Source organism: Pandoraea sp. PE-S2T-3, assembly GCF_002179965.1.
Lineage (GTDB): Bacteria > Pseudomonadota > Gammaproteobacteria > Burkholderiales > Burkholderiaceae > Pandoraea.
Genome location: NZ_NGUQ01000018.1, coordinates 267,969 through 286,202 on the forward strand (window position 1 = coordinate 267,969; position 18,234 = coordinate 286,202).

Genomic DNA, 18,234 nt, shown 5'->3' on the forward strand with positions numbered 1-18,234 from the left:
TCTAACGAACAAAAATACGCGCGGCAATGATGCACTCACCTGACGCGGATTCGTAACCCTTACTGCGTCAACCCGAAAGTGTTCCACCGACAACCTATCGATTAGAGGTGAACCATGAATGGACTTCCGAACCGGCTGCGACGCGTCTTCGCCGCCACGGCGTTGGCGGCAGCAGCGCTGCCTGGGGTATTGGCACTCGGGCTGGCGGCACCGGCCACTGCGCAAGCGCAGGAAAAGGAGGTCACGATCGCTTACCAGCAGATCGTCGATCCGTGGCTGGTGGCGATGGCCAGCGGCGAGTTCGAGAAGGCCACGGGTTACAAGATTCACTGGCGACAGTTCGAATCGGGCGCGAAGGTCGCGACCGCTCTGGCGTCAGGTGACATCAAGATCGGCGTGCTCGGCTCCAGCCCGATGGCGGCGGCCGTCTCGCAGGGGCTGGACCTGCAACTGTTCTGGATCCTCGACGACATCAATCAGGCCGAGGCGATGGTCGTGCGCAATGCGTCGAACATCAAGACGCCGGCCGACCTCAAGGGCAAGAAGATCGGCGTGCCGTTCGTCTCGACCACGCACTACCACACGATGTTTGCCTTGCAGCAATGGGGCATCAAGCCGACGGAAGTCCAAGTGCTCAACATGCAGCCGAACCAGATCGTGGCGGCGTGGGAGCGTGGCGACATCGATGCCGCCTATGTGTGGGATCCGGCGCTCGCGCAGATCAAGCAGACCGGCCATGTGCTCATCACCTCGGGCGAGTTGTCGAAGCAAGGCAAGCCGACCTTTGACGGCATTGCCGTCGACCGCAAGTGGGGCGAAGCCAACGCCGACTTCATGGCGAAGTTCGTGAAGGTGATTGCCGCCGCAGACGCGTCCTACCGCCAGAATCAGGCGGCTTGGACGGCCACGTCGCCGCAGGTCAAAGCCATCGTGAAGACGATTGGCGGCAAGCCGGAAGACGTGCCGGGTGCGCTCTCGCTCTATGCCTACCCGTCGGCGCAGCAACAGGCGTCGGCCGAATGGCTGGGCGGCGGCAAGAGCAGCCGCGCCGCCAAGGCGCTCAAAGACACGGCCGAATTCCTCAAGAGCCAGCAGAAGATCAACGAGGTCAAGCCTGATTACACGACGTACGTCACGTCGCGTTACGTCGACGCCGCGCTCAACCTGAAGTAAGCCGTGCCGGGGCCGCCGCGCCCAGCGCGCGGCAGCCCCTCCCCGATCGATGGATCGACAGGAGAAGGGCTTCATGGAACAACTCATCGTCAACGACGTCAGCGTCGTCTACCCCGGCCGGCGCGCTGGCGAGCAAGTGCAGGCGCTCGCCCACGTCAATCTGACCATCGCGCCGCGCGACTTCGTGGTGGCCCTCGGCGCGTCGGGCTGCGGCAAGACCACGCTGCTCAGCCTGATGGCAGGCTTTATTGCGCCGACGTCCGGCGAACTGCTGCTCGGCGACGCCCCCATCGAAGGCCCGGGTGCCGACCGGGGCGTGGTGTTCCAGAAACATGCGCTGCTGCCGTGGCTCAACGTCATGGAGAACACCGAGTTCGGCCTGAAGCTGCAAGGCGTGCCCAAACAGGAGCGACGCGCCCGGGCAGCGCGCAATCTGGCGCTCGTGGGCTTGCAGGACTTCCACAACCACATGATTTACCAGCTCTCCGGCGGCATGCAGCAGCGCGTGGGCATTGCGCGCGCACTCACGTGCAATCCGTCGATGCTGCTCATGGACGAGCCGATGGCTGCGCTCGATGCCCTCACGCGCGAGACCATTCAGGAACTGCTGCTCGATGTGTGGCGCGAGACCGGCAAGATGATTTTCTTCATCACGCACAGCGTGGAAGAAGCGCTGTTCCTCGCCAGCCGCCTGATCGTCATGTCGCCCCGCCCCGGGCGCATCACGCACACCTACGAACTCGACTTCAACCAGCGCTATCTCGAATGCCGCAATGCGCGCGCGATCAAGTCGAGCCCGGATTTCATCGAGATGCGCGAGACCGTCCTCAGCATCATTTATGGCGACGAACGTGCCGGCCAGACCTCAGCGTCCAGTGCCAGTGCGGTCGCTGCCTGACCCAGCGCCGGAGCCGTTGCCATCATGATGACCAAACCCGTTGCTACCAGCCCGGCACACGCGCCGGTCTCACCCACCGCAGCCGTCACGCCAAGCCCGCGCGCACGGCGCCAGCGCGGCCCCATCGCCCGGCTGTTTGCGCCGCGCCCCGTCAAAGCTGGCGAATCGTTCGGCGCGCCGGGGCAAGGACCCAGCCTGCTGATCAGCGTCGTCACCGTCGTGGCGCTGTTGCTGGTGTGGGTTGCCATTACCTCGTCGGGCATGATCAAGCCGCTGTTTCTGCCGGGTCCGCGTGCCATCGTCGAGAAATTCATTCAGGTGTCCACCGAAGGTTTCGCCGGCTCTACGCTCTGGCAGCACACGCTCGCGAGCCTGTATCGCGTGTTCGGCGCGTTCGCGCTGGCGTGTATCACGGCGATTCCGGTGGGCATCCTGATGGGCGTGTCGCGCATCGGGCGTGGCGTGTTCGATCCGCCCATCGAGTTCTATCGGCCGCTGCCGCCGCTGGCCTATTTGCCGCTCGTGATCATCTGGTTCGGCATCGGCGAGTTTTCCAAAGTGTTCCTCATCTATCTGGCGATCTTTGCCCCGCTCGCGATTGCTGCGCGTGCGGGCGTGCGATCGGTCTCGATGGAACAGATTCACGCGGCGTATTCGATGGGCGCCTCGCCGCGCCAGATCGTCATGCACGTGATCGTGAAGTCTGCGTTGCCGGAGATCTTTACCGGCATGCGCATCGGCATCGGCGTGGGCTGGACCACGCTGGTGGCTGCCGAAATGGTGGCGGCATCCAGCGGCCTCGGCTTCATGGTGCTCAACGCCGCAGAGTTTCTCGCGTCGGACATCGTGATCATGGGGATCATCGTGATCGGTTTCTTCGCCTTCGGCTTCGATCTGATCATGCGTTATCTCGAGCGTGTGCTCGTGCCCTGGAAAGGCAAGGTGTAAGCGGTTCAGCGGTCATTAAATAAGGCGCAGGGCGGCTCCCCCGGCCGCACCTGACGCCCAACGTGTATTCAGGAGGTTGTGTGGCAGTCGAGACATTGCAACGCGGGCACCTTGCCCGCGAGCGGCATTTCGCCGCGTCCCCCCGTAATTTCCATTCCCCCGAGCTCTCCCCGTCTTCCCTGCATTCCCTGTATTCCCCCGACAACGTGTTTGCCTTCATCGCGGACAACAGTGGCGTCCTCGTACCCTGCATGGGAGGTCGCCATGGCCGGTCATGACAATGGTGCCAAGCTGCATTCAAGCCTGAAGCAGCGCCACATGAGCATGATTGCGCTCGGTGGCGTGATCGGTGCGGGTCTGTTCGTCGGCAGCGGTGTGGTCGTGCATGCGGCCGGTCCGGCAGCGGTGCTGTCGTTTCTGATCACCGGCGCGCTGGTCGTGCTGGTGATGCGCATGCTGGGCGAGATGGCGTGCGCGTTGCCCGCCGTCGGTTCGTTCTACGAGTACGCCCGCCTCGCGTGGGACGACAAACCTGTGGGCGGCGAGCTGGCCGGGTTTCTGACCGGCTGGATGTACTGGTACTTCTGGGTGATCGTGGTGGCCGTCGAAGCGGTGGCGGGCGCCAATCTGATTCAGTTCTGGCTGCCGGATATTCCCGCGTGGGCCATCAGCCTCGTGCTGCTCGTCGTGCTCACGCTGACCAACCTCGTGTCAGTGGCTTCGTACGGCGAGTTCGAATTCTGGTTCGCCTCGATCAAGGTGGCCGCCATCGTCGTGTTTCTGTTCCTCGGCGGCTTGTTCGTGTTCGGCATGTGGCCGGGCGCGGTCGCCAGCACCGGCAATCTGCTCTCGCACGGCGGCTTCATGCCGAATGGCATCGGTCCGGTCATGGCCGGGGCGGTCGCGGCGACAGGCTTCTACTTCGGCGCCGAGATCGTCACGATCGCTGCGGCAGAAGCGGCCGAGCCGCAACAGGCTGTCGCCCGTGCGACGAACTCTGTGATCGGGCGCGTGCTGTTCTTCTACATCGGCTCGATCCTGCTCGTCGTGATGCTCGTGCCTTGGAACTCAGCGGGCATGGCCACGCCGTATGTCAGCGCGCTCGAAGCGATGCGCATTCCGGCAGCGGCCCACATCATGAACGCCGTAGTACTCACCGCCGTGCTCTCGGCGTTGAACTCGGGCCTGTACGCGTCGTCGCGCATGCTGTTTGCGCTGACGCGTCGCGGCGACGCGCCGCGCTCGCTGGCCAAGCTGAATTCACGGGGCGTGCCGGTTCGCGCGATTCTCGTGGGCACGCTGTTCGGCTACGCTGCCGTGGTGATGTCGTATGTGTCGCCGGATACCGTGTTCGCGTTCCTCGTGAACTCCTACGGCACGGTGGCCATCTTCGTCTACGTGCTGATCGCGTTCTCGCAGTTGCGTCTGCGCAAGCGTCTTGAACGGGAAGCCCCGGGCAAGCTCAAGGTGCGCATGTGGTGCTTCCCGTACCTCACTTGGGTGGCGATCATCGGCATGCTGTCGATCGTGGGCGCGATGGCGTTCATCCCCGATCAACGCACGCCGCTCGCGCTCGGCATTGTCAGCCTGACGGTGCTGCTAGTGGCGTTCACGGTGCGTTCGATCTGGCGCAAGCTGCGCTCGCCGGACCCCGGTTACGAAATCTGATCCATCGCGATAACGTGATCGAACACGACACCGGCCGCAGACTTCTGCGGCCGGTGTCGTTTTGAAAGGGAAGATCCGGCGCATGAAGTGCGAACGCCGAGAGGGGTTGCCAGCGTCAGTGGCAGGCCGAATGCAGTGCTTGAGAGAGCAGACGCTGTTCGTCGTCGGAGAAGATGCCGATGAGCACGATCACCGACGTTTGCGAGGGAAGATCCGGGCGGCGGGTAAGCATCGAGCGACGCCCCACAACATGCAGTTCGCTCATCTGGCCCGGTTGCAGCGAGACGAAGCCCTTGGCGCGCCATAACTGGCCCGGATACATCGCCAGCGCAGCCTTCAGGCGGGTGCGTTCGAACACTGCGGAGGTTTCCACGTTGAAACTGCGCAGCCCGGCTGGCAATGCGCGCGATGCCGCACGCAGCGGCCGCGCCGGGAAGTCACCCGACAACGCGATTTCGTCATCGGGAAACAGGATCGCCGTCGGCACGACACCGTCTTCTGCCGTCACGACCACCTGAGTCGCGCCCAGCGAGGACAGCCGGTTGCGCACGGCGCGCAGCTTGTCTTCGCCAACGAGATCGGCCTTGGTGAGTACCAAAGTGCTTGCCGCTTCAATCTGCCGCCGTGCAATATCGCCGACGTAACGATCGTCGAGCACGTCGTCGATGCCGTCGACATCCACGGCGACCACAATGCCGTGCAGTCGGAATGCCCGGTCGAGCATGCCGACCTGCGCAATGCGCACCGGGTCGGAGACGCCACTCGCTTCGATCACCAGCAAGTCAGGGCGTTCGGCGCGCTCGCCAAGCGCCAACAGCGTTTCCACCAGTCGGCCGCCGATGGTGCAGCACACGCAACCGTTCTCCAGTCCGATCACATCGTCGCCACGCTCGCGAATGAGCGCGGCATCGACGTTGATCGAACCGAAGTCGTTGACGAGCACAGTCACGCGCAAGCCGTCCGCGTTGCGCAGCAGGGCATTGATCAGCGTCGTCTTACCGGCGCCGAGATAACCGCCCAGCACGACCATCGGAATCGGCGGGCGAGGTGTTCCGCTCCCCGGCGTCATAACGGTATCCATCACGCTGGCGAGCGGAACACCTCGCCGCCCAGCACCGTGCCCCAGACCGGCATTTGCCGCAGGTCGTCGAGCGGCACCTCGTACGGATCGGCGTCGAGCACCGCGAAGTCCGCGTACTTGCCGACTTCGATACTGCCGATCAGATGATCCATGCCGAGCGAGAAGGCGGCGCCCAACGTGACGGCGCGCAACGCGTCGGCCACGGGCAAGCGCAGTGATTCGCCGAGAATGCGGCCCGACGACGTATCGCGCTTGGCCGCACACCACGCGGTGAACAGTGGGTTTAGCTGCGTGATCGGCGCGTCCGAATGCAGCGCAAACGGCAGCCCGAGTTGGCGCGCGATCTCGGCGGCATCCATGCGGTTCGCACGATCTGGCCCCATCGTCTGCTGGTAGTGCGCGTCGCCCCAGTAATACACGTGATTGGCGAAGAAGTTCACGCACATGCCCAGCCGTTGCGCACGCGTGAGTTGCGCAACATCGGCCATCTGGCAATGTTGCAGCGTGTGACGATGATCCACACGCGGGTGGCGCGCCAGCAGCGTTTCGATGGCGTCGAGCACCACGTCGGTCGCTTCGTCGCCGTTCGTGTGGATATGCAGTTGCAGACCTGCCGCATGGAACGGCATGAACGTGTCGACCAGTTGCGACGGCGGAATCAGCCAGAGGCCGTTCGGCTTGCCGTTGAAGTACCCCGGCCAACGCACGCGCGCCGTAAAGCCCTGAATCGAGCCGTCGACGATGAACTTCACCGGACCGTAATGCAGCTTGTCGGTGTTGCCTTCGCGCGCATTCAGAACGCGTTGCGGCCCGCCTTCCGGACAGCGTTGCGGCGCGAACGCGGGCACGATGCGAATCGGATAAGCGGGATCGGCCGTGATCTCATGCAGGTTGGCGTTACCGGTCTCGGTCAGGTCGTTGACGAGATCGGTCGCCGTGGTCACCCCGGCAAGCTGTGCCACGCGTCCGAAATTCCAGATCGCGCGCGGGCTCTCGCTGGCAGCAATCGACAACCCTTCGCCGATCACGCGGTACACGGGGAACATTGCGGCGAACTCCTGCAACTCGCCCGTCGGTTCGCCATCGGTGCCCATCACGACACCTTCGACATCGGTGTCGCCATCGATGCCTGCAAGTTCCAGCATCGCCGTGTTCACATTCATCAGATGCACGCTGGCGTGCAGAATCGCGATGGGGCGTGTAATCGAGATCGTATCGAGGTCGCGCGCCACGAGCGGCGTGTCTTCGAAGAAGATCGGATCGTAGCCCCATGCGAGCAACGGCTTGTGACTGTCGGTCAGCTTGCGCTCGGCTTCGCGCAACCGGTCGATGACGGCGGCGGGCGTCTTCAGGCCTTCCCACAAGTAGCCGTCGGGGCCGCGCCGGTCGTAATAGCCCACATACACGGCGTCCCACATTGCGCCTTCCATCAGGTGGCAATGCCCCTCGACCAGACCGGGCATCAGCACCTTGTCGCGCAACGTGTCGTCGGGGGCGGCGTCGGTCCAGCGGCGCATGTCGTCCAGACCACCGACCGCGAGAATCTTGCCGTCGCACACGGCCACGTGCGTCGCGACCGGTTGCGCCGGGTTCATCGTCAGAATCTTGCGCGCGGCAAAAACACGCACGTCGCTCCTTGATACCGCCTTGTTGTCTCTGTCTGTCATTTCTACTTCTTGTAGGTGGAAAGCGTGCCCACGGCGGGGCCCATCGAGCGCTCACGGCTGCCGCCGAGCATCAGGTGCAACACGGCCATCACCACCACGTTGACGATCAGGCAGATCAGTCCGAGGTTCACGCCGCCGAGGTCCGGGTTCTTGAAGTAAAGCACGAGCGCGAGCCCTTGTCCTGCCAGCACGCCGGCCGCCACCGCCGAGGCACGCACGCGCAGGCGGAACACCACGGCGATCACACCGGGCAGAAACTGCGTCACGCCGTAGTACGCCATATTGATCAGCGTAAGCATGAGGTTGGGCGTGAGCAGCGTCAGCACGATGGAGCCCAGCAGATACAGCACGATCACGACCTTGGAACTGGCCTTCTGCCGATGCTCTGGCATGCCGGACAGGATGTTGCGTGTGACGATCGGCCCCAACGCGAGACAGATGCCCGCCAGCACCAGCAGCCCGGAGAGCGCGGCACCCGCGGCCACCAGCCCGACGAGCCACGACGGCAGCAGTTGTGTCACGGCCGCGAAGAACGCCTCGTTAGGCGAGCTCAGCGTGATGTTCTGACTGATGGCGTAATACGACGCCAGCACCAGAAACGGATACATCAGCATGTAGAGCGGCATGGCGACCTGCGTGCGGCGGATCGTACTGGCGCTCTTCGCCGTAAAGAAGTTCTGCACGCCAAATGGCATCACATACATGCCGAGCGACTGAAACACGATCGTCGTCATCGCAAACGTCAGTTGCTGCGTGCTCATCGCATTGCTCACGTGCTGGCTGGCCGCTTGAAACACAGGTGTTACGCCCGCCTCCCACGCCACGGCCACGCCGGTGATCACGATGGCCGCCACCATCAGGATGTCTTTGAGCACCGCGATGTAAGCCGATGCACGCACCCCGGCGATCGCAATGTAGATGAACGCGAGCAGCGCCGAGAACGAAATCAACCAGAGCGGCTGGAAGTTCCAGCCCAAGCTCTTGAGTGCAGCGACCAGTCCGGTGAACTGCAACTGGCCCCAAGGCAGCAGGAACACGATGGCGGTCACCGCCACCACCAACTCGAGAAAACGGCTGTTGAAGTGCCCCTTGAACAGATCGGGCAGCGTGATCGCGTTATAGCGCTTGCCGGCGTCCCAGATTTTCGGCCCGAGAAAGTAGCCGATCGGATACGCCAGCAGGATGTAGCCAAGAAACCAGACGCCATACGTCGGCCCCTTGGCGTAGATGCCGCCCGGAAACCCGACCATCGTGCCGATGCTGTAGATCTCGCCGGCCGCGAGAAAGAACACGAGCCATGCGCCGAACTGGCGCGATGCGACGAAGAAGTCGTGCATGCTCTGCGGCCCACGGCCGCCGCGCGCTCGCAATGCGAGATAGACCGACAACAGAATGAAGCCGGCAAAAATGAGGGTGGCCATCGAGGTAATCTCCGAAAGGCGCGTAACGAAGGGGGAACGGCTAGCGCGCGAGGGCGCAGACGAAAGTGGGCGTAAGCGGACGAATGCAGAACGCGGGGCTTAAGCGGGGTCTTCGACCTGATGTCGGTCGAACAACATCCAGCACAGATAGAGACAGCCCGAGGTCAGCACGAACCACAAGAAGATCCAGCCGTAGATGAACGGCACGCCGAGCACATACCGGTCGACGGACGCCGCCCACGGTAAGAGCCCGACGACGCCGAGGTACGGCAAACCAAGTCCAATGAGCAATCTGAGCATGTCCTGTCTCCGGCACGCGACACGTTGTTCGGCAGGTGTACCAGCACGGCTGGCCACCTAGTTGTCTGGCCCAGTATCTACAGCCAAAAATCACGACGTTTAGAGCCACATCGCAGGAATGTGTGGTGCCAGTCATGTGATTTTGGTGGACCACCGACGACGCGTCGCGGTTGTGCCGACGGTGCTTTTCGCTGGCACCATCACAAAGCGCCGGTGGTACTAATGCGCGGAAATTGTTCTTGGCAGTATGGGCTCATTTCCTCAGGAGCCTACCGTGGGTACGATTGATTCCTTCGCGCTGGATCGTCGCTCCGAAGCTGCGCCATACGATCCGCTTTACGATCCGTTAGTCTCGGCAAATCCGGGACTCGGGATGGATTACGCACCGACCTACTGGGTCGCCACCGCCGGCGATCCGCCCGAAGACGACGGCCCGCTGCCCGGCGATGCCGACGTCGACGTGGTCATCGTGGGGGCGGGTTTCACCGGCCTTGCGACAGCGCTATTCCTCGCTCGCGAACACGGCATCCGCGCGACCGTGCTCGAAGCCAACCGTACCTGCTGGGGCTGCACCAGCCGCAACGGCGGACAAGGCCAGAACGCCAGCGGACGTCTCTATCGTTCGCAGTGGATCGAGCGCTGGGGCAAAGAAACCGCACTGAAGCTCGACGCCGAAATTCGCGAAGGCTTCGACACCTTCAAATCGCTGGTTGCCGAAGTACCCGCGTGCGATCCACAGCCGGGCGGCCACCTCTACATCGCGCACCGCGAGCGCAAGATGGACTTCCTGCGCAACGAAGCGAAGGTCATGCGCGACGTGTTCGGTTACGACACGCGCATCCTCTCGCGTGACGACGTGCGCGAGCAATACGTCGACGATCAGGAGAATTGCGGCGCGCTGCACGAGCCGGACGGCATCGGCGTGCATCCGCTCAAGCTCGCGTTCGGCTATCTGCGCATGGCGCGGGCGCTCGGCGCGCGTGTCCATCCGTCAACGCCCGTGCTCAGTGTCGAAACCATCAACGGCGTGCATCATGTGCGCACGCCGCGCGGTGTCGTGCGCGCCAAGGCAGTCGCCTTCGCCACCGGCGGCTACACCCGCAACGACGTGACCAAGGCGTTGCGCGCGAAGATCATGCCGATTCTGTCGAACTCGCTCGTCACGCGCGTGCTCACGCCGGAAGAACTCGCGGCCACCAACTTCCGCACGCACGAAGTCATCACCGATACGCGCACGCTTCGCTATTACTACCGGTTGCTGCCCGACAACCGTTTGCAGATCGGCAGCCGCAGTTCGATCACCGGCGCCGATGCGCAAAATCCGAAACACATGGCTGTGCTCGTCGAGGGGCTGCATCGCAAATTCCCGGCGTTGCGCGGTATTCGCGTGGACTACTCGTGGTGGGGCTGGGTCGACGTCAGCCACGACATGATGCCGCGCGTCACCCAACCCGACCCGCGCCAGAGTCTGTTCTATGCCGTGGGCTACGGCGGCAACGGCGTGTCGTTCTCGGCCCATGCCGGACGCCGTCTCGCCCAACGCATTGCCGGTGAGCGCGATCCGTCGTGGAGTCTGCCGATCTACGACTCGGCACTGCAATACCCCAACGTGTTCGGTACGGTGCAATGGCAAGGCTTCGCACCGTTCCGCCGTATCGGCCAGCGCTTTCTCTATCAGCGGTACCACGCGCAGGACGAAGCGCGTTGATTCGCTGCGCGCTCTGCCTTATTGGCCTCACCCGATTCACCCGATTCACCTGCCTCACTTGTTTTTGGACTGAACAATGACGACATCTAACGCCTCCGCCGACCTCCAGTTGCTGGCCTCGTTCAACGACGCCTGGAACCGGCACGACATCGACGCCCTCATGGCGTGCATGACCGACGCGTGTGTGTTTCACGCCGTGGCGGGCCCCGACATGATGGGTCGCACCTTCGAGGGCCGCGAGGCTGTGCGCGCCGCCTTCCAATCGGCGTGGGAAAACTTCCCGGATGCCTCGTGGACCGAAGGCGACCACTTCGTGAACGGCAATCGCGGCGTCTCCGAATCGACCTTTCGCGGCACCAAGGCCGACGGCACCCGTGTGGAAGCGCGCATGGTCGACGTGTTCACCCTGCGCGACGGCAAGATCGAAGTGAAGAACGCCTTCCGCAAGGATCGTCCGGCGTTCTGAACGATGTCGGCAAGACCATGACACCTGTCAGCCACCCGGCGTCGCCCCCCCTTCGCGCGCGGCAGTTCACTCTGCCGGCCACCTGTTGCATGCGGGTGGCTGAAGGACCAGACGCCGGGTTCTTTGCCCCGCCTGCCGGGGCATTTTTTCTTTTTGCCGACGGCGTCTCGTCCCATTCGCCGTCTTTGCACCAAATCAAGCGTTACATTTTTCAATACAAAACATACCAATAAATAAAAATACAGATTGACCAAGGCGAACGAATCGCCTAGATTTCCATTTACGCAATGAAATCGGAATTATTTGTTCCGTTTATTTTTCACTGGAGACACCATGAACGCCAAAGACCCGGCTACGGCCACCCAGCAACTCACGGCCACCGACGCGGGCCCGCAAACCATGACGCCGTCTGAGGCGTTTGTCGAAACGATGGTCGCCAACGGCGTGAGCGAGATGTTCGGCATCATGGGCTCGGCCTTCATGGATGCGATGGACATCTTCGCGCCCGCAGGCATTCGTCTGATTCCGGTCGTGCACGAACAGGGCGCTGGCCACATGGCCGACGGCTACGCTCGCGTGTCGGGCCGTCATGGTGTCGTGATCGGCCAGAACGGCCCCGGCATCAGCAACTGCGTGACGGCGATTGCCGCCGCTTACTGGGCGCACAGCCCGGTCGTGATCGTCACGCCGGAAGCCGGCACGATGGGTATCGGTCTCGGCGGCTTTCAGGAAGCGAAGCAACTGCCGATGTTCCAGGAGTTCACGAAGTATCAGGGTCACGTGACGCATCCGGCCCGAATGGCCGAATTCACGGGCCGCTGCTTCGACCGCGCCATGGCCGAAATGGGCCCGACGCAACTCAACATCCCGCGTGACTATTTCTACGGCCAGATCAAGGCCGAGATTCCGCGTCCGCAACGCCTCGATCGTGGCGCAGGCGGCGACGAGCGTCTGAACGAAGCGGCCGAACTGCTGGCGCAAGCCAAGTTCCCGGTCATCATCTCGGGCGGCGGCGTGGTCATGGCCGACGCCATCGAAGAATGCAAGGCGCTCGCCGAGCGTCTGGGCGCACCGGTCGTCAACAGCTATCTGCACAACGACTCGTTCCCGGCCAACCATCCGCTGTGGTGCGGCCCGCTCGGCTATCAGGGCTCGAAGGCCGCGATGAAGCTGCTCGCACAGGCCGACGTCGTCGTGGCACTGGGCTCGCGACTCGGACCGTTCGGCACGCTGCCGCAACACGGCCTCGACTACTGGCCGAAGAACGCCAAGATCATCCAGATCGATGCCGATCACAAGATGCTCGGTCTCGTGAAGAAGATCTCCGTCGGCATCTGCGGCGATGCCAAGGCCGCCGCTGTCGCGCTGTCGCAGCGTCTGGCCGAACGCACGCTCGCGTGCGATGCCACGCGTGGCTCGCGTGCCGACCAGATCGCGACGGAAAAGGCGGCGTGGGAGAAAGAACTCGACGAGTGGACCCACGAGCGCGATCCGTACAGCCTCGACATGATCGAAGAGCAGGCGAAGGAACGCACGTTCAACGGCGGCCACTATCTGCATCCGCGTCAGGTGCTGCGCGAACTCGAGAAGGCCATGCCGGAAGACGTGATGGTCTCGACCGACATCGGCAACATCAACTCGGTCGCGAACAGCTACCTGCGCTTTAACAAGCCGCGCAGCTTCTTCGCTGCCATGAGCTGGGGCAACTGCGGTTACGCGTTCCCGACGATCATCGGCGCAAAGGTTGCCGCACCGCATCGCCCGGCCGTGTCGTACGCCGGTGATGGCGCATGGGGCATGAGCCTGATGGAAACGTTGACGTGCGTGCGCCACAACATTCCGGTCACGGCGGTGGTGTTCCACAACCGTCAGTGGGGCGCGGAGAAGAAGAATCAGGTCGACTTCTACAACCGCCGCTTCGTCGCAGGCGAACTCGACAGCCCGAGCTTTGCCGGTATCGCCAAGGCGATGGGCGCGGAAGGCATCGTGGTCGATCGTCTGGAAGACGTGGGCCCGGCGCTCAAGAAGGCCATCGACATGCAGATGAATCACGGCAAGACGACCATCATCGAAATCATGTGTACCCGCGAATTGGGCGATCCGTTCCGTCGCGATGCCCTCTCGAAGCCGGTGCGCACGCTCGACAAGTACAAGGACTACGTCTGATCGTAGTGCCGTAGTTTTGCGCTGGTGTTTTGAACTGTATGCAGGGTGATAGCGCTCCCGGCTCTGTGGGTGCCGGGAGCGCTTTTTTTATTCCGCTCGCCATGTCGTCATGACGGCGAGCTTCTGGGCTTTGACATCATGAAAGCCATGCACCGCATTCTCGACACAGCCCGCAGCGCCCCCCAGCGCATCGTGCTGTGTGAATCGGAAGACCCCCGCGTGCTTGAAGCGGCCGGACGCGCCACGCGCGAGGGCATCGCCCGCATCGTGCTCGTCGGCGATATCAACAAGACGCTGCGCGCGGCAGATGCGGCCGGCGTCGATCTGGCCGGGATGGAAGTGATCGATCCGGCTACCTCGCCGCTGGCTGACGAGTTCGCGCAGACGTGGTTCTCCATGCGCGAGAAGAAGGGCATCACGCGCGAGCAAGCCGCCGCCGAGATGCGCGCGCCGCTGGGCTTCGCCAACATGATGCTGCGTCTCGGTCATGCCGGCGGCTCCGTGGCCGGCGCGGTCAACACCACGGCCGACGTGGTTCGCATGGCCATTCAACTGGTCGGCGTACAGCCGTCGTTTCAACTCGTGTCGAGCTTCTTCCTGATGATGCTCTGCGAGCCGTTCCATACGATGAAGGGCGGCCTGATCTTTTCCGACTGCGCGCTCGTGGTCGACCCCGATGCCGCGCAACTGGCGCAAATTGCCATGGCCGCAGCCGACAGCGCACAGGCGCTGCTGATGGAGTCCCCGCGCGTGGCGATGTTGTCGTTCTCCACCAGCGGCAGCGCCCGGCATGCGGCAGTCGACAAAGTGGTGGAAGCGACGCGTCTGGTGAAAGCGGCTCGTCCGCAGCTCGCGATCGATGGCGACGTGCAACTCGACGCGGCCATCGTTGCCGAGATTGCTCAACGCAAGGTCGCTCACTCGCAAGTGGAAGGCCACGCGAATACGCTGATCTTCCCGAGTCTCGATGCCGGCAACATCGGCTACAAGCTCGCCGAACGGATTGGTGGTGCCAAAGCCATCGGGCCGCTGCTGCAAGGGCTCAACCGCCCCGCCAACGATCTTTCGCGCGGCTGTAGCGCCGACGACATCTATTACGTCATCGGTGTCACCTGCGTGCAGGCACAGGCCGCACTGGCCCGGCTCGCCGGTACCGCAGCGCCCGCCGTCGCATGACGGCATGACACTTCCGTCGCTTCTGGCGCTCCCGTCACTACTGCCGCTGTTGCCGTTGCTGTTGTTGCTCGGCTTTGCCACGTACTTTCAAACCGTGACCGGCTTCGGTCTGGGCATGATCGTGCTGGGTGGCGCCAGCGGCTTCGGCCTGGCCCCGGTCGCCAGCGTAGCCATCCTCGTGAGTCTGGTCACGCTCGTCAACAGCGCGCTGGCGCTGCCCGGTACATGGCATCACATCGACTGGCGGGCCGTGGGCGCCGCCACGCTCGGCATCATCCCGTCGGTCGTCGTGGGCGTGCTGCTGTTCGACTATCTCAACGGGATGGCATCGAATGTGCTGCACCTGCTGTTGGGTGCCGTCGTGCTTTATGGCGGCATCGGTGCGGCCTTGCGGCCAGCCCCCAAGCCTGAGCGCTCGGGCGACAAGGGCTTCTTCCTGAGTGGGATCTTCGGCGGCTTGCTGAGTGGGATGTTCGGCATTTCCGGGCCGCCGCTGATCTTCTATTTCTATCGGCAACCGCTGACGCTGGTGCAGATCCGCTGTGCGCTGATTCTGTTGTTTGCCGTGACCGCATCGATCCGCACGGTCTACAGCGCGTTCGCGGGGCAGTTGCCCGCACCAGTCTGGTGGCAGGCGGCGATGGCACTTCCTGTGGTCGCACTGGCGACGCTGCTGGCCCGCCGGCATCCTCCGCCACTCTCAGGTGTCGTGACGCGGCGTATCGCCTTCACGACGCTGATGCTGCTGGGCGCCCATCTGATGATCAGCGCCCTGCGCGAAATGATCTGATCAGTGGCCCCGGCGGCCACCGCTGCCGATCCACTCCACCAGCTTCGAGAACATCGTCATGTCGGGGAGCGACGTGAGATCGAGCGCCAGCGCATTGCGGTAGTACGGGCTCAGATCGAGACCGACACCCAGCCCCAGCACTTCCACGTCACCGCGCGCTTGCTGTTGCGCCACGACTTCGCGCAGATGGTGATCGAGGTAGTGCTCGTCGTTGACCTGATTGGTGGCGGCGTCCATCGGGCTGCCATCGGAAATCACGATCAACAAGCGCCGGTTCGCCACGCGCGAGCGCAGCCGCTCGCAGGCCCATTGGACCGCCTCGCCATCGACACCTTCCCGAAACAAATCGGCCTTGAAGAGCGAGGCAATGTCGGTGCGCGCACGCCGCCAACTCGTCACAGCATCTTTGAAAATCAGATGCGACACTTCGTTCAGGCGCCCCGGAAACGGCGGCTTGCCGCGCGCGAGCCAATCGGTGCGCGCGCGCCCGCCATTCCATGCGCCGGTGGTAAAGCCGAGGATCTCGTTGGTCACGCCGGCCGCATCGAGCGCGCGGGAGAGGACGTCTACGATCATGCCGACCGATTCGATCTGCGTCTTCATCGAGCCCGAGCAATCGATCAGAAAACTCACCATCGACTCGGCGACGAGCGTGTGTTTCTCCAGCCGGAAAATTCGGCGCTCCGCCGGTGAGCTGACCAGTTGCGCCAGACGTCGGCCATCGATGCGCCCTTGCTCTTCACCGAACGACCAGCCGTCACGCTGCGCGACGGCCAGCGCAGCTTTGAGCGCACGCGCGAGGCGCGGCACGTTGATGGCCTGCGCGACGATGCGCTCGTCGAGCCGTTCGCGGAATTCCGCGAGCAAGGTACGGCGCACCAGCGCGCCCGCATAAACCTCGCGATCGTAGCGGTTCGTAAAGACACGATAGCCCTGCTCCGACGCCTTCAGTACGCGGCTGTCGCCGGAATGCGCCAGCGTAATGCCGTCGTCTTCGCGTTCGTCGAAATCGAGAAACAGCGAGAACGCGTTGCGCACGCCCTTCTGGTCTTCATCTTCCTTGGGTTCGGCATCGTCGCGCTCGCCGCTCGCCGAGCGGATCATGGCGGCGATCTCGGCGGCCAGTTCGCGCGCGTGCACGGCAAACGCGGCCTGATCGGCACGCGTGCGGCGCATGCCCGCCAACGCGCCGCCGATGACAGGCGCAATCGCCATGCGCGTGGCTTCGATCAGACCTTCCGTCTCGTCGATCACCGGGTAGCCGGTCAGCCGCGACCAACTCATCTGCGCGACGGTGTAGAGCAACAGCCCCACATGACTGTCGGCGACGCCGGTTTCGTGCATCGCGCGCGACCACGCCTCGAAGCGCTCGCGCAGGTTGCTGGCGATGCCCGGCATGCCCGGCGGCACAAAGGTTTCGCAGCGCAATTGTTCGAGCAGTTCGAACAGCAGGCGCTCGAGCGGCGCGTCGGGGAGCAGGCTGCGATGCAACGCGGCATCGCTGTGACGCAACCGCAATGCGGCGCCATCGGCGGCCCCGCGCAGCGAACGGAACGGATCGTGCGGCGTCGGCAACGTTTGCAGGTGCGGGGCATGCAACGGCAACGGCCGCATGTTCCGGCACAGCCGCGCGCCGCTGTAGTGCAACGCGGCGTCGCCGGTGAGCGCTCGCACGGTCGCCGCGCACAGCGCTTCGCCGCGTGCGGCGCGCCGGGCGGCTTCGCGATCCGAGATCGTCATGACGCATCGGCCAGCAGCGAGCGCGTGCCGTCGTCGAGCGTCAGTTCGCGACCGAACGCGCGTTGGTAGTACTCGGCGACGATGGGCCGTTCCGCCTCGTCGCACTTGTTAAGAAAGGTCAGGCGGAACGCCAGCCCTTCGTCACGGAAGATGCCCACGTTCTCGGCCCAGTTGATGACCGTGCGTGGCGACATGAGCGTAGAGAGATCACCAGTGGCGAAGCCCTTGCGGGTGAGTTCGGCCACGCTGACCATCGAGTCGATCAGCGTGCGCCCGGCATCGGTGCCGAGTTCCGGCACCCGCGCCAGCACGATACCGGCCTCGTCTTCGCGCGACAGATAGTTGAGCGTGGCAACCACGTTCCAGCGGTCGATTTGCGCATGGTTGAGCACCTGCGTGCCGTGATAAAGGCCGTTCAGATTGCCAAGGCCCACGGTGTTCGTCGTCGCAAACATGCGGAACCCCGGATGCGGATGAATCACGCGGTTCTGATCGAGCAGCGTGAACTTGCCGTCGCGCTCGAGAATGCGCTGGATCACGAACATCACGTCGGGGCGGCCCGCGTCGTACTCGTCGAAGATCAGCGCTACCGGCCGTTGCAACGCCCACGGCACGATGCCTTCCTGAAACTCGGTGACCTGATGGCCGTCGCGCACGACGATGGCGTCTTTGCCGACGAGATCGAGGCGGCTGATATGACCGTCGAGATTCACACGCACGCAAGGCCAGTTCAGGCGGGCGGCCACTTGCTCGATGTGCGTCGACTTGCCCGTGCCGTGCATGCCCTGCACCATCACGCGCCGGTTGTTCATGAAGCCCGCCAGAATGGCCAGCGTCACGTCCGCGTTGAAGCGATAGGCCGTATCGATCTCAGGCACGTGGTCGTCGCGCTCGCGATACGCAGGCACCTTCAGATCGACATCGATACCGAACACGCTGCGCGCGTCGATCAGGTGATCGGGTTGCGCAACCATGCGCTGACTTGGGGTTTCACTCTGGATTTGCATCACGTCCGTCTCCTGTACCGCGCCG

15 protein-coding genes are annotated in these 18,234 nt (G+C 63.6%); 9 read left to right on the forward strand and 6 right to left on the reverse strand.

Going from position 1 to position 18,234, the window contains the following annotated elements:
• Window positions 1–114 precede the first annotated feature (114 nt).
• The 4 genes from tauA (at window position 115) to CDV46_RS16645 (ending at window position 4,687) form a co-directional block, all read left to right on the forward strand.
• On the forward strand, window positions 115–1,173 hold the full coding sequence (gene tauA / locus CDV46_RS16630; protein WP_087689475.1) for a taurine ABC transporter substrate-binding protein: 1,059 nt from the start codon (window positions 115–117) through the stop codon (window positions 1,171–1,173).
• Between the two features lie 73 nt (window positions 1,174–1,246).
• Window positions 1,247–2,071, forward strand: a complete 825-nt coding sequence (locus tag CDV46_RS16635; protein WP_087723707.1) for a taurine ABC transporter ATP-binding protein — start codon at window positions 1,247–1,249, stop codon at window positions 2,069–2,071.
• Between the two features lie 24 nt (window positions 2,072–2,095).
• Window positions 2,096–3,019, forward strand: a complete 924-nt coding sequence (locus CDV46_RS16640) for an ABC transporter permease subunit (protein ID WP_087723709.1) — start codon at window positions 2,096–2,098, stop codon at window positions 3,017–3,019.
• A gap of 264 nt (window positions 3,020–3,283) precedes the next feature.
• Window positions 3,284–4,687: an amino acid permease gene (locus CDV46_RS16645; protein ID WP_058377361.1), complete on the forward strand. Its 1,404-nt coding sequence runs from the start codon at window positions 3,284–3,286 to the stop codon at window positions 4,685–4,687.
• Window positions 4,688–4,802: 115 nt separating this feature from the next.
• Here CDV46_RS16645 and CDV46_RS16650 read toward each other — a convergent pair whose 3' ends face one another.
• The 4 genes from CDV46_RS16650 to CDV46_RS16665 form a co-directional block, all read right to left on the reverse strand.
• Window positions 4,803–5,768, reverse strand: coding sequence for a CobW family GTP-binding protein (locus tag CDV46_RS16650; protein WP_254916096.1), 966 nt, complete (start codon window positions 5,766–5,768; stop codon window positions 4,803–4,805).
• On the reverse strand, window positions 5,768–7,435 hold the full coding sequence (locus CDV46_RS16655; protein ID WP_087723713.1) for an amidohydrolase: 1,668 nt from the start codon (window positions 7,433–7,435) through the stop codon (window positions 5,768–5,770). The genes CDV46_RS16650 and CDV46_RS16655 overlap by 1 nt, the downstream gene beginning before the upstream one ends.
• 2 nt (window positions 7,436–7,437) lie before the next feature.
• The gene (locus CDV46_RS16660; protein ID WP_058377359.1) at window positions 7,438–8,856 is read right to left on the reverse strand and encodes a sodium:solute symporter family protein; all 1,419 of its coding nucleotides are present in this window, start codon (window positions 8,854–8,856) and stop codon (window positions 7,438–7,440) included.
• A gap of 99 nt (window positions 8,857–8,955) precedes the next feature.
• Window positions 8,956–9,156, reverse strand: coding sequence for a DUF3311 domain-containing protein (locus tag CDV46_RS16665; RefSeq protein WP_087689487.1), 201 nt, complete (start codon window positions 9,154–9,156; stop codon window positions 8,956–8,958).
• Between the two features lie 247 nt (window positions 9,157–9,403).
• Between CDV46_RS16665 and CDV46_RS16670 the strand changes: the two genes are divergently transcribed.
• The 5 genes from CDV46_RS16670 (at window position 9,404) to CDV46_RS16690 (ending at window position 15,462) form a co-directional block, all read left to right on the forward strand.
• Window positions 9,404–10,864: an NAD(P)/FAD-dependent oxidoreductase gene (locus tag CDV46_RS16670; RefSeq protein ID WP_058377357.1), complete on the forward strand. Its 1,461-nt coding sequence runs from the start codon at window positions 9,404–9,406 to the stop codon at window positions 10,862–10,864.
• Between the two features lie 76 nt (window positions 10,865–10,940).
• On the forward strand, window positions 10,941–11,330 hold the full coding sequence (locus CDV46_RS16675) for a nuclear transport factor 2 family protein (RefSeq protein WP_087689489.1): 390 nt from the start codon (window positions 10,941–10,943) through the stop codon (window positions 11,328–11,330).
• A gap of 333 nt (window positions 11,331–11,663) precedes the next feature.
• Window positions 11,664–13,496, forward strand: coding sequence for a sulfoacetaldehyde acetyltransferase (gene xsc / locus CDV46_RS16680; RefSeq protein WP_170936039.1), 1,833 nt, complete (start codon window positions 11,664–11,666; stop codon window positions 13,494–13,496).
• Window positions 13,497–13,634: 138 nt separating this feature from the next.
• Window positions 13,635–14,672 carry a phosphate acetyltransferase gene (gene pta / locus CDV46_RS16685; protein ID WP_087689491.1) on the forward strand — a complete coding sequence of 346 codons (1,038 nt, stop codon included), beginning with the start codon at window positions 13,635–13,637 and terminating at the stop codon, window positions 14,670–14,672.
• Between the two features lie 4 nt (window positions 14,673–14,676).
• Window positions 14,677–15,462 carry a sulfite exporter TauE/SafE family protein gene (locus CDV46_RS16690; protein ID WP_087723714.1) on the forward strand — a complete coding sequence of 262 codons (786 nt, stop codon included), beginning with the start codon at window positions 14,677–14,679 and terminating at the stop codon, window positions 15,460–15,462.
• Here CDV46_RS16690 and CDV46_RS16695 read toward each other — a convergent pair whose 3' ends face one another.
• A complete protein-coding gene (locus CDV46_RS16695; RefSeq protein WP_087723717.1) occupies window positions 15,463–17,202 on the reverse strand; it encodes a cobaltochelatase CobT-related protein in 1,740 nt (579 codons plus the stop codon).
• Entirely contained in the window at window positions 17,199–18,176 is a 978-nt protein-coding gene (locus CDV46_RS16700) for an AAA family ATPase (RefSeq protein WP_217896751.1), read from the reverse strand. The genes CDV46_RS16695 and CDV46_RS16700 overlap by 4 nt, the downstream gene beginning before the upstream one ends.
• Window positions 18,177–18,234 lie beyond the last annotated feature (58 nt).

What these genes read in the sequence shown, in the direction of transcription:
- CDV46_RS16645 (WP_058377361.1), top strand. Translation starts at nt 3,284, where the DNA reads ATGGCCGGTCATGACAATGGTGCCAAGCTGCATTCAAGCCTGAAGCAG.
- pta (WP_087689491.1), top strand. Translation starts at nt 13,635, where the DNA reads ATGAAAGCCATGCACCGCATTCTCGACACAGCCCGCAGCGCCCCCCAG.
- CDV46_RS16675 (WP_087689489.1), top strand. Translation starts at nt 10,941, where the DNA reads ATGACGACATCTAACGCCTCCGCCGACCTCCAGTTGCTGGCCTCGTTC.
- CDV46_RS16670 (WP_058377357.1), top strand. Translation starts at nt 9,404, where the DNA reads ATGGGCTCATTTCCTCAGGAGCCTACCGTGGGTACGATTGATTCCTTC.
- CDV46_RS16635 (WP_087723707.1), top strand. Translation starts at nt 1,247, where the DNA reads ATGGAACAACTCATCGTCAACGACGTCAGCGTCGTCTACCCCGGCCGG.
- CDV46_RS16665 (WP_087689487.1), bottom strand. Translation starts at nt 9,156, where the DNA reads ATGCTCAGATTGCTCATTGGACTTGGTTTGCCGTACCTCGGCGTCGTC.
- CDV46_RS16690 (WP_087723714.1), top strand. Translation starts at nt 14,677, where the DNA reads ATGACACTTCCGTCGCTTCTGGCGCTCCCGTCACTACTGCCGCTGTTG.
- CDV46_RS16695 (WP_087723717.1), bottom strand. Translation starts at nt 17,202, where the DNA reads ATGACGATCTCGGATCGCGAAGCCGCCCGGCGCGCCGCACGCGGCGAA.
- CDV46_RS16700 (WP_217896751.1), bottom strand. Translation starts at nt 18,176, where the DNA reads ATGGTTGCGCAACCCGATCACCTGATCGACGCGCGCAGCGTGTTCGGT.
- xsc (WP_170936039.1), top strand. Translation starts at nt 11,664, where the DNA reads ATGAACGCCAAAGACCCGGCTACGGCCACCCAGCAACTCACGGCCACC.
- CDV46_RS16640 (WP_087723709.1), top strand. Translation starts at nt 2,096, where the DNA reads ATGATGACCAAACCCGTTGCTACCAGCCCGGCACACGCGCCGGTCTCA.
- CDV46_RS16650 (WP_254916096.1), bottom strand. Translation starts at nt 5,768, where the DNA reads ATGGATACCGTTATGACGCCGGGGAGCGGAACACCTCGCCCGCCGATT.
- CDV46_RS16660 (WP_058377359.1), bottom strand. Translation starts at nt 8,856, where the DNA reads ATGGCCACCCTCATTTTTGCCGGCTTCATTCTGTTGTCGGTCTATCTC.
- CDV46_RS16655 (WP_087723713.1), bottom strand. Translation starts at nt 7,435, where the DNA reads ATGACAGACAGAGACAACAAGGCGGTATCAAGGAGCGACGTGCGTGTT.
- tauA (WP_087689475.1), top strand. Translation starts at nt 115, where the DNA reads ATGAATGGACTTCCGAACCGGCTGCGACGCGTCTTCGCCGCCACGGCG.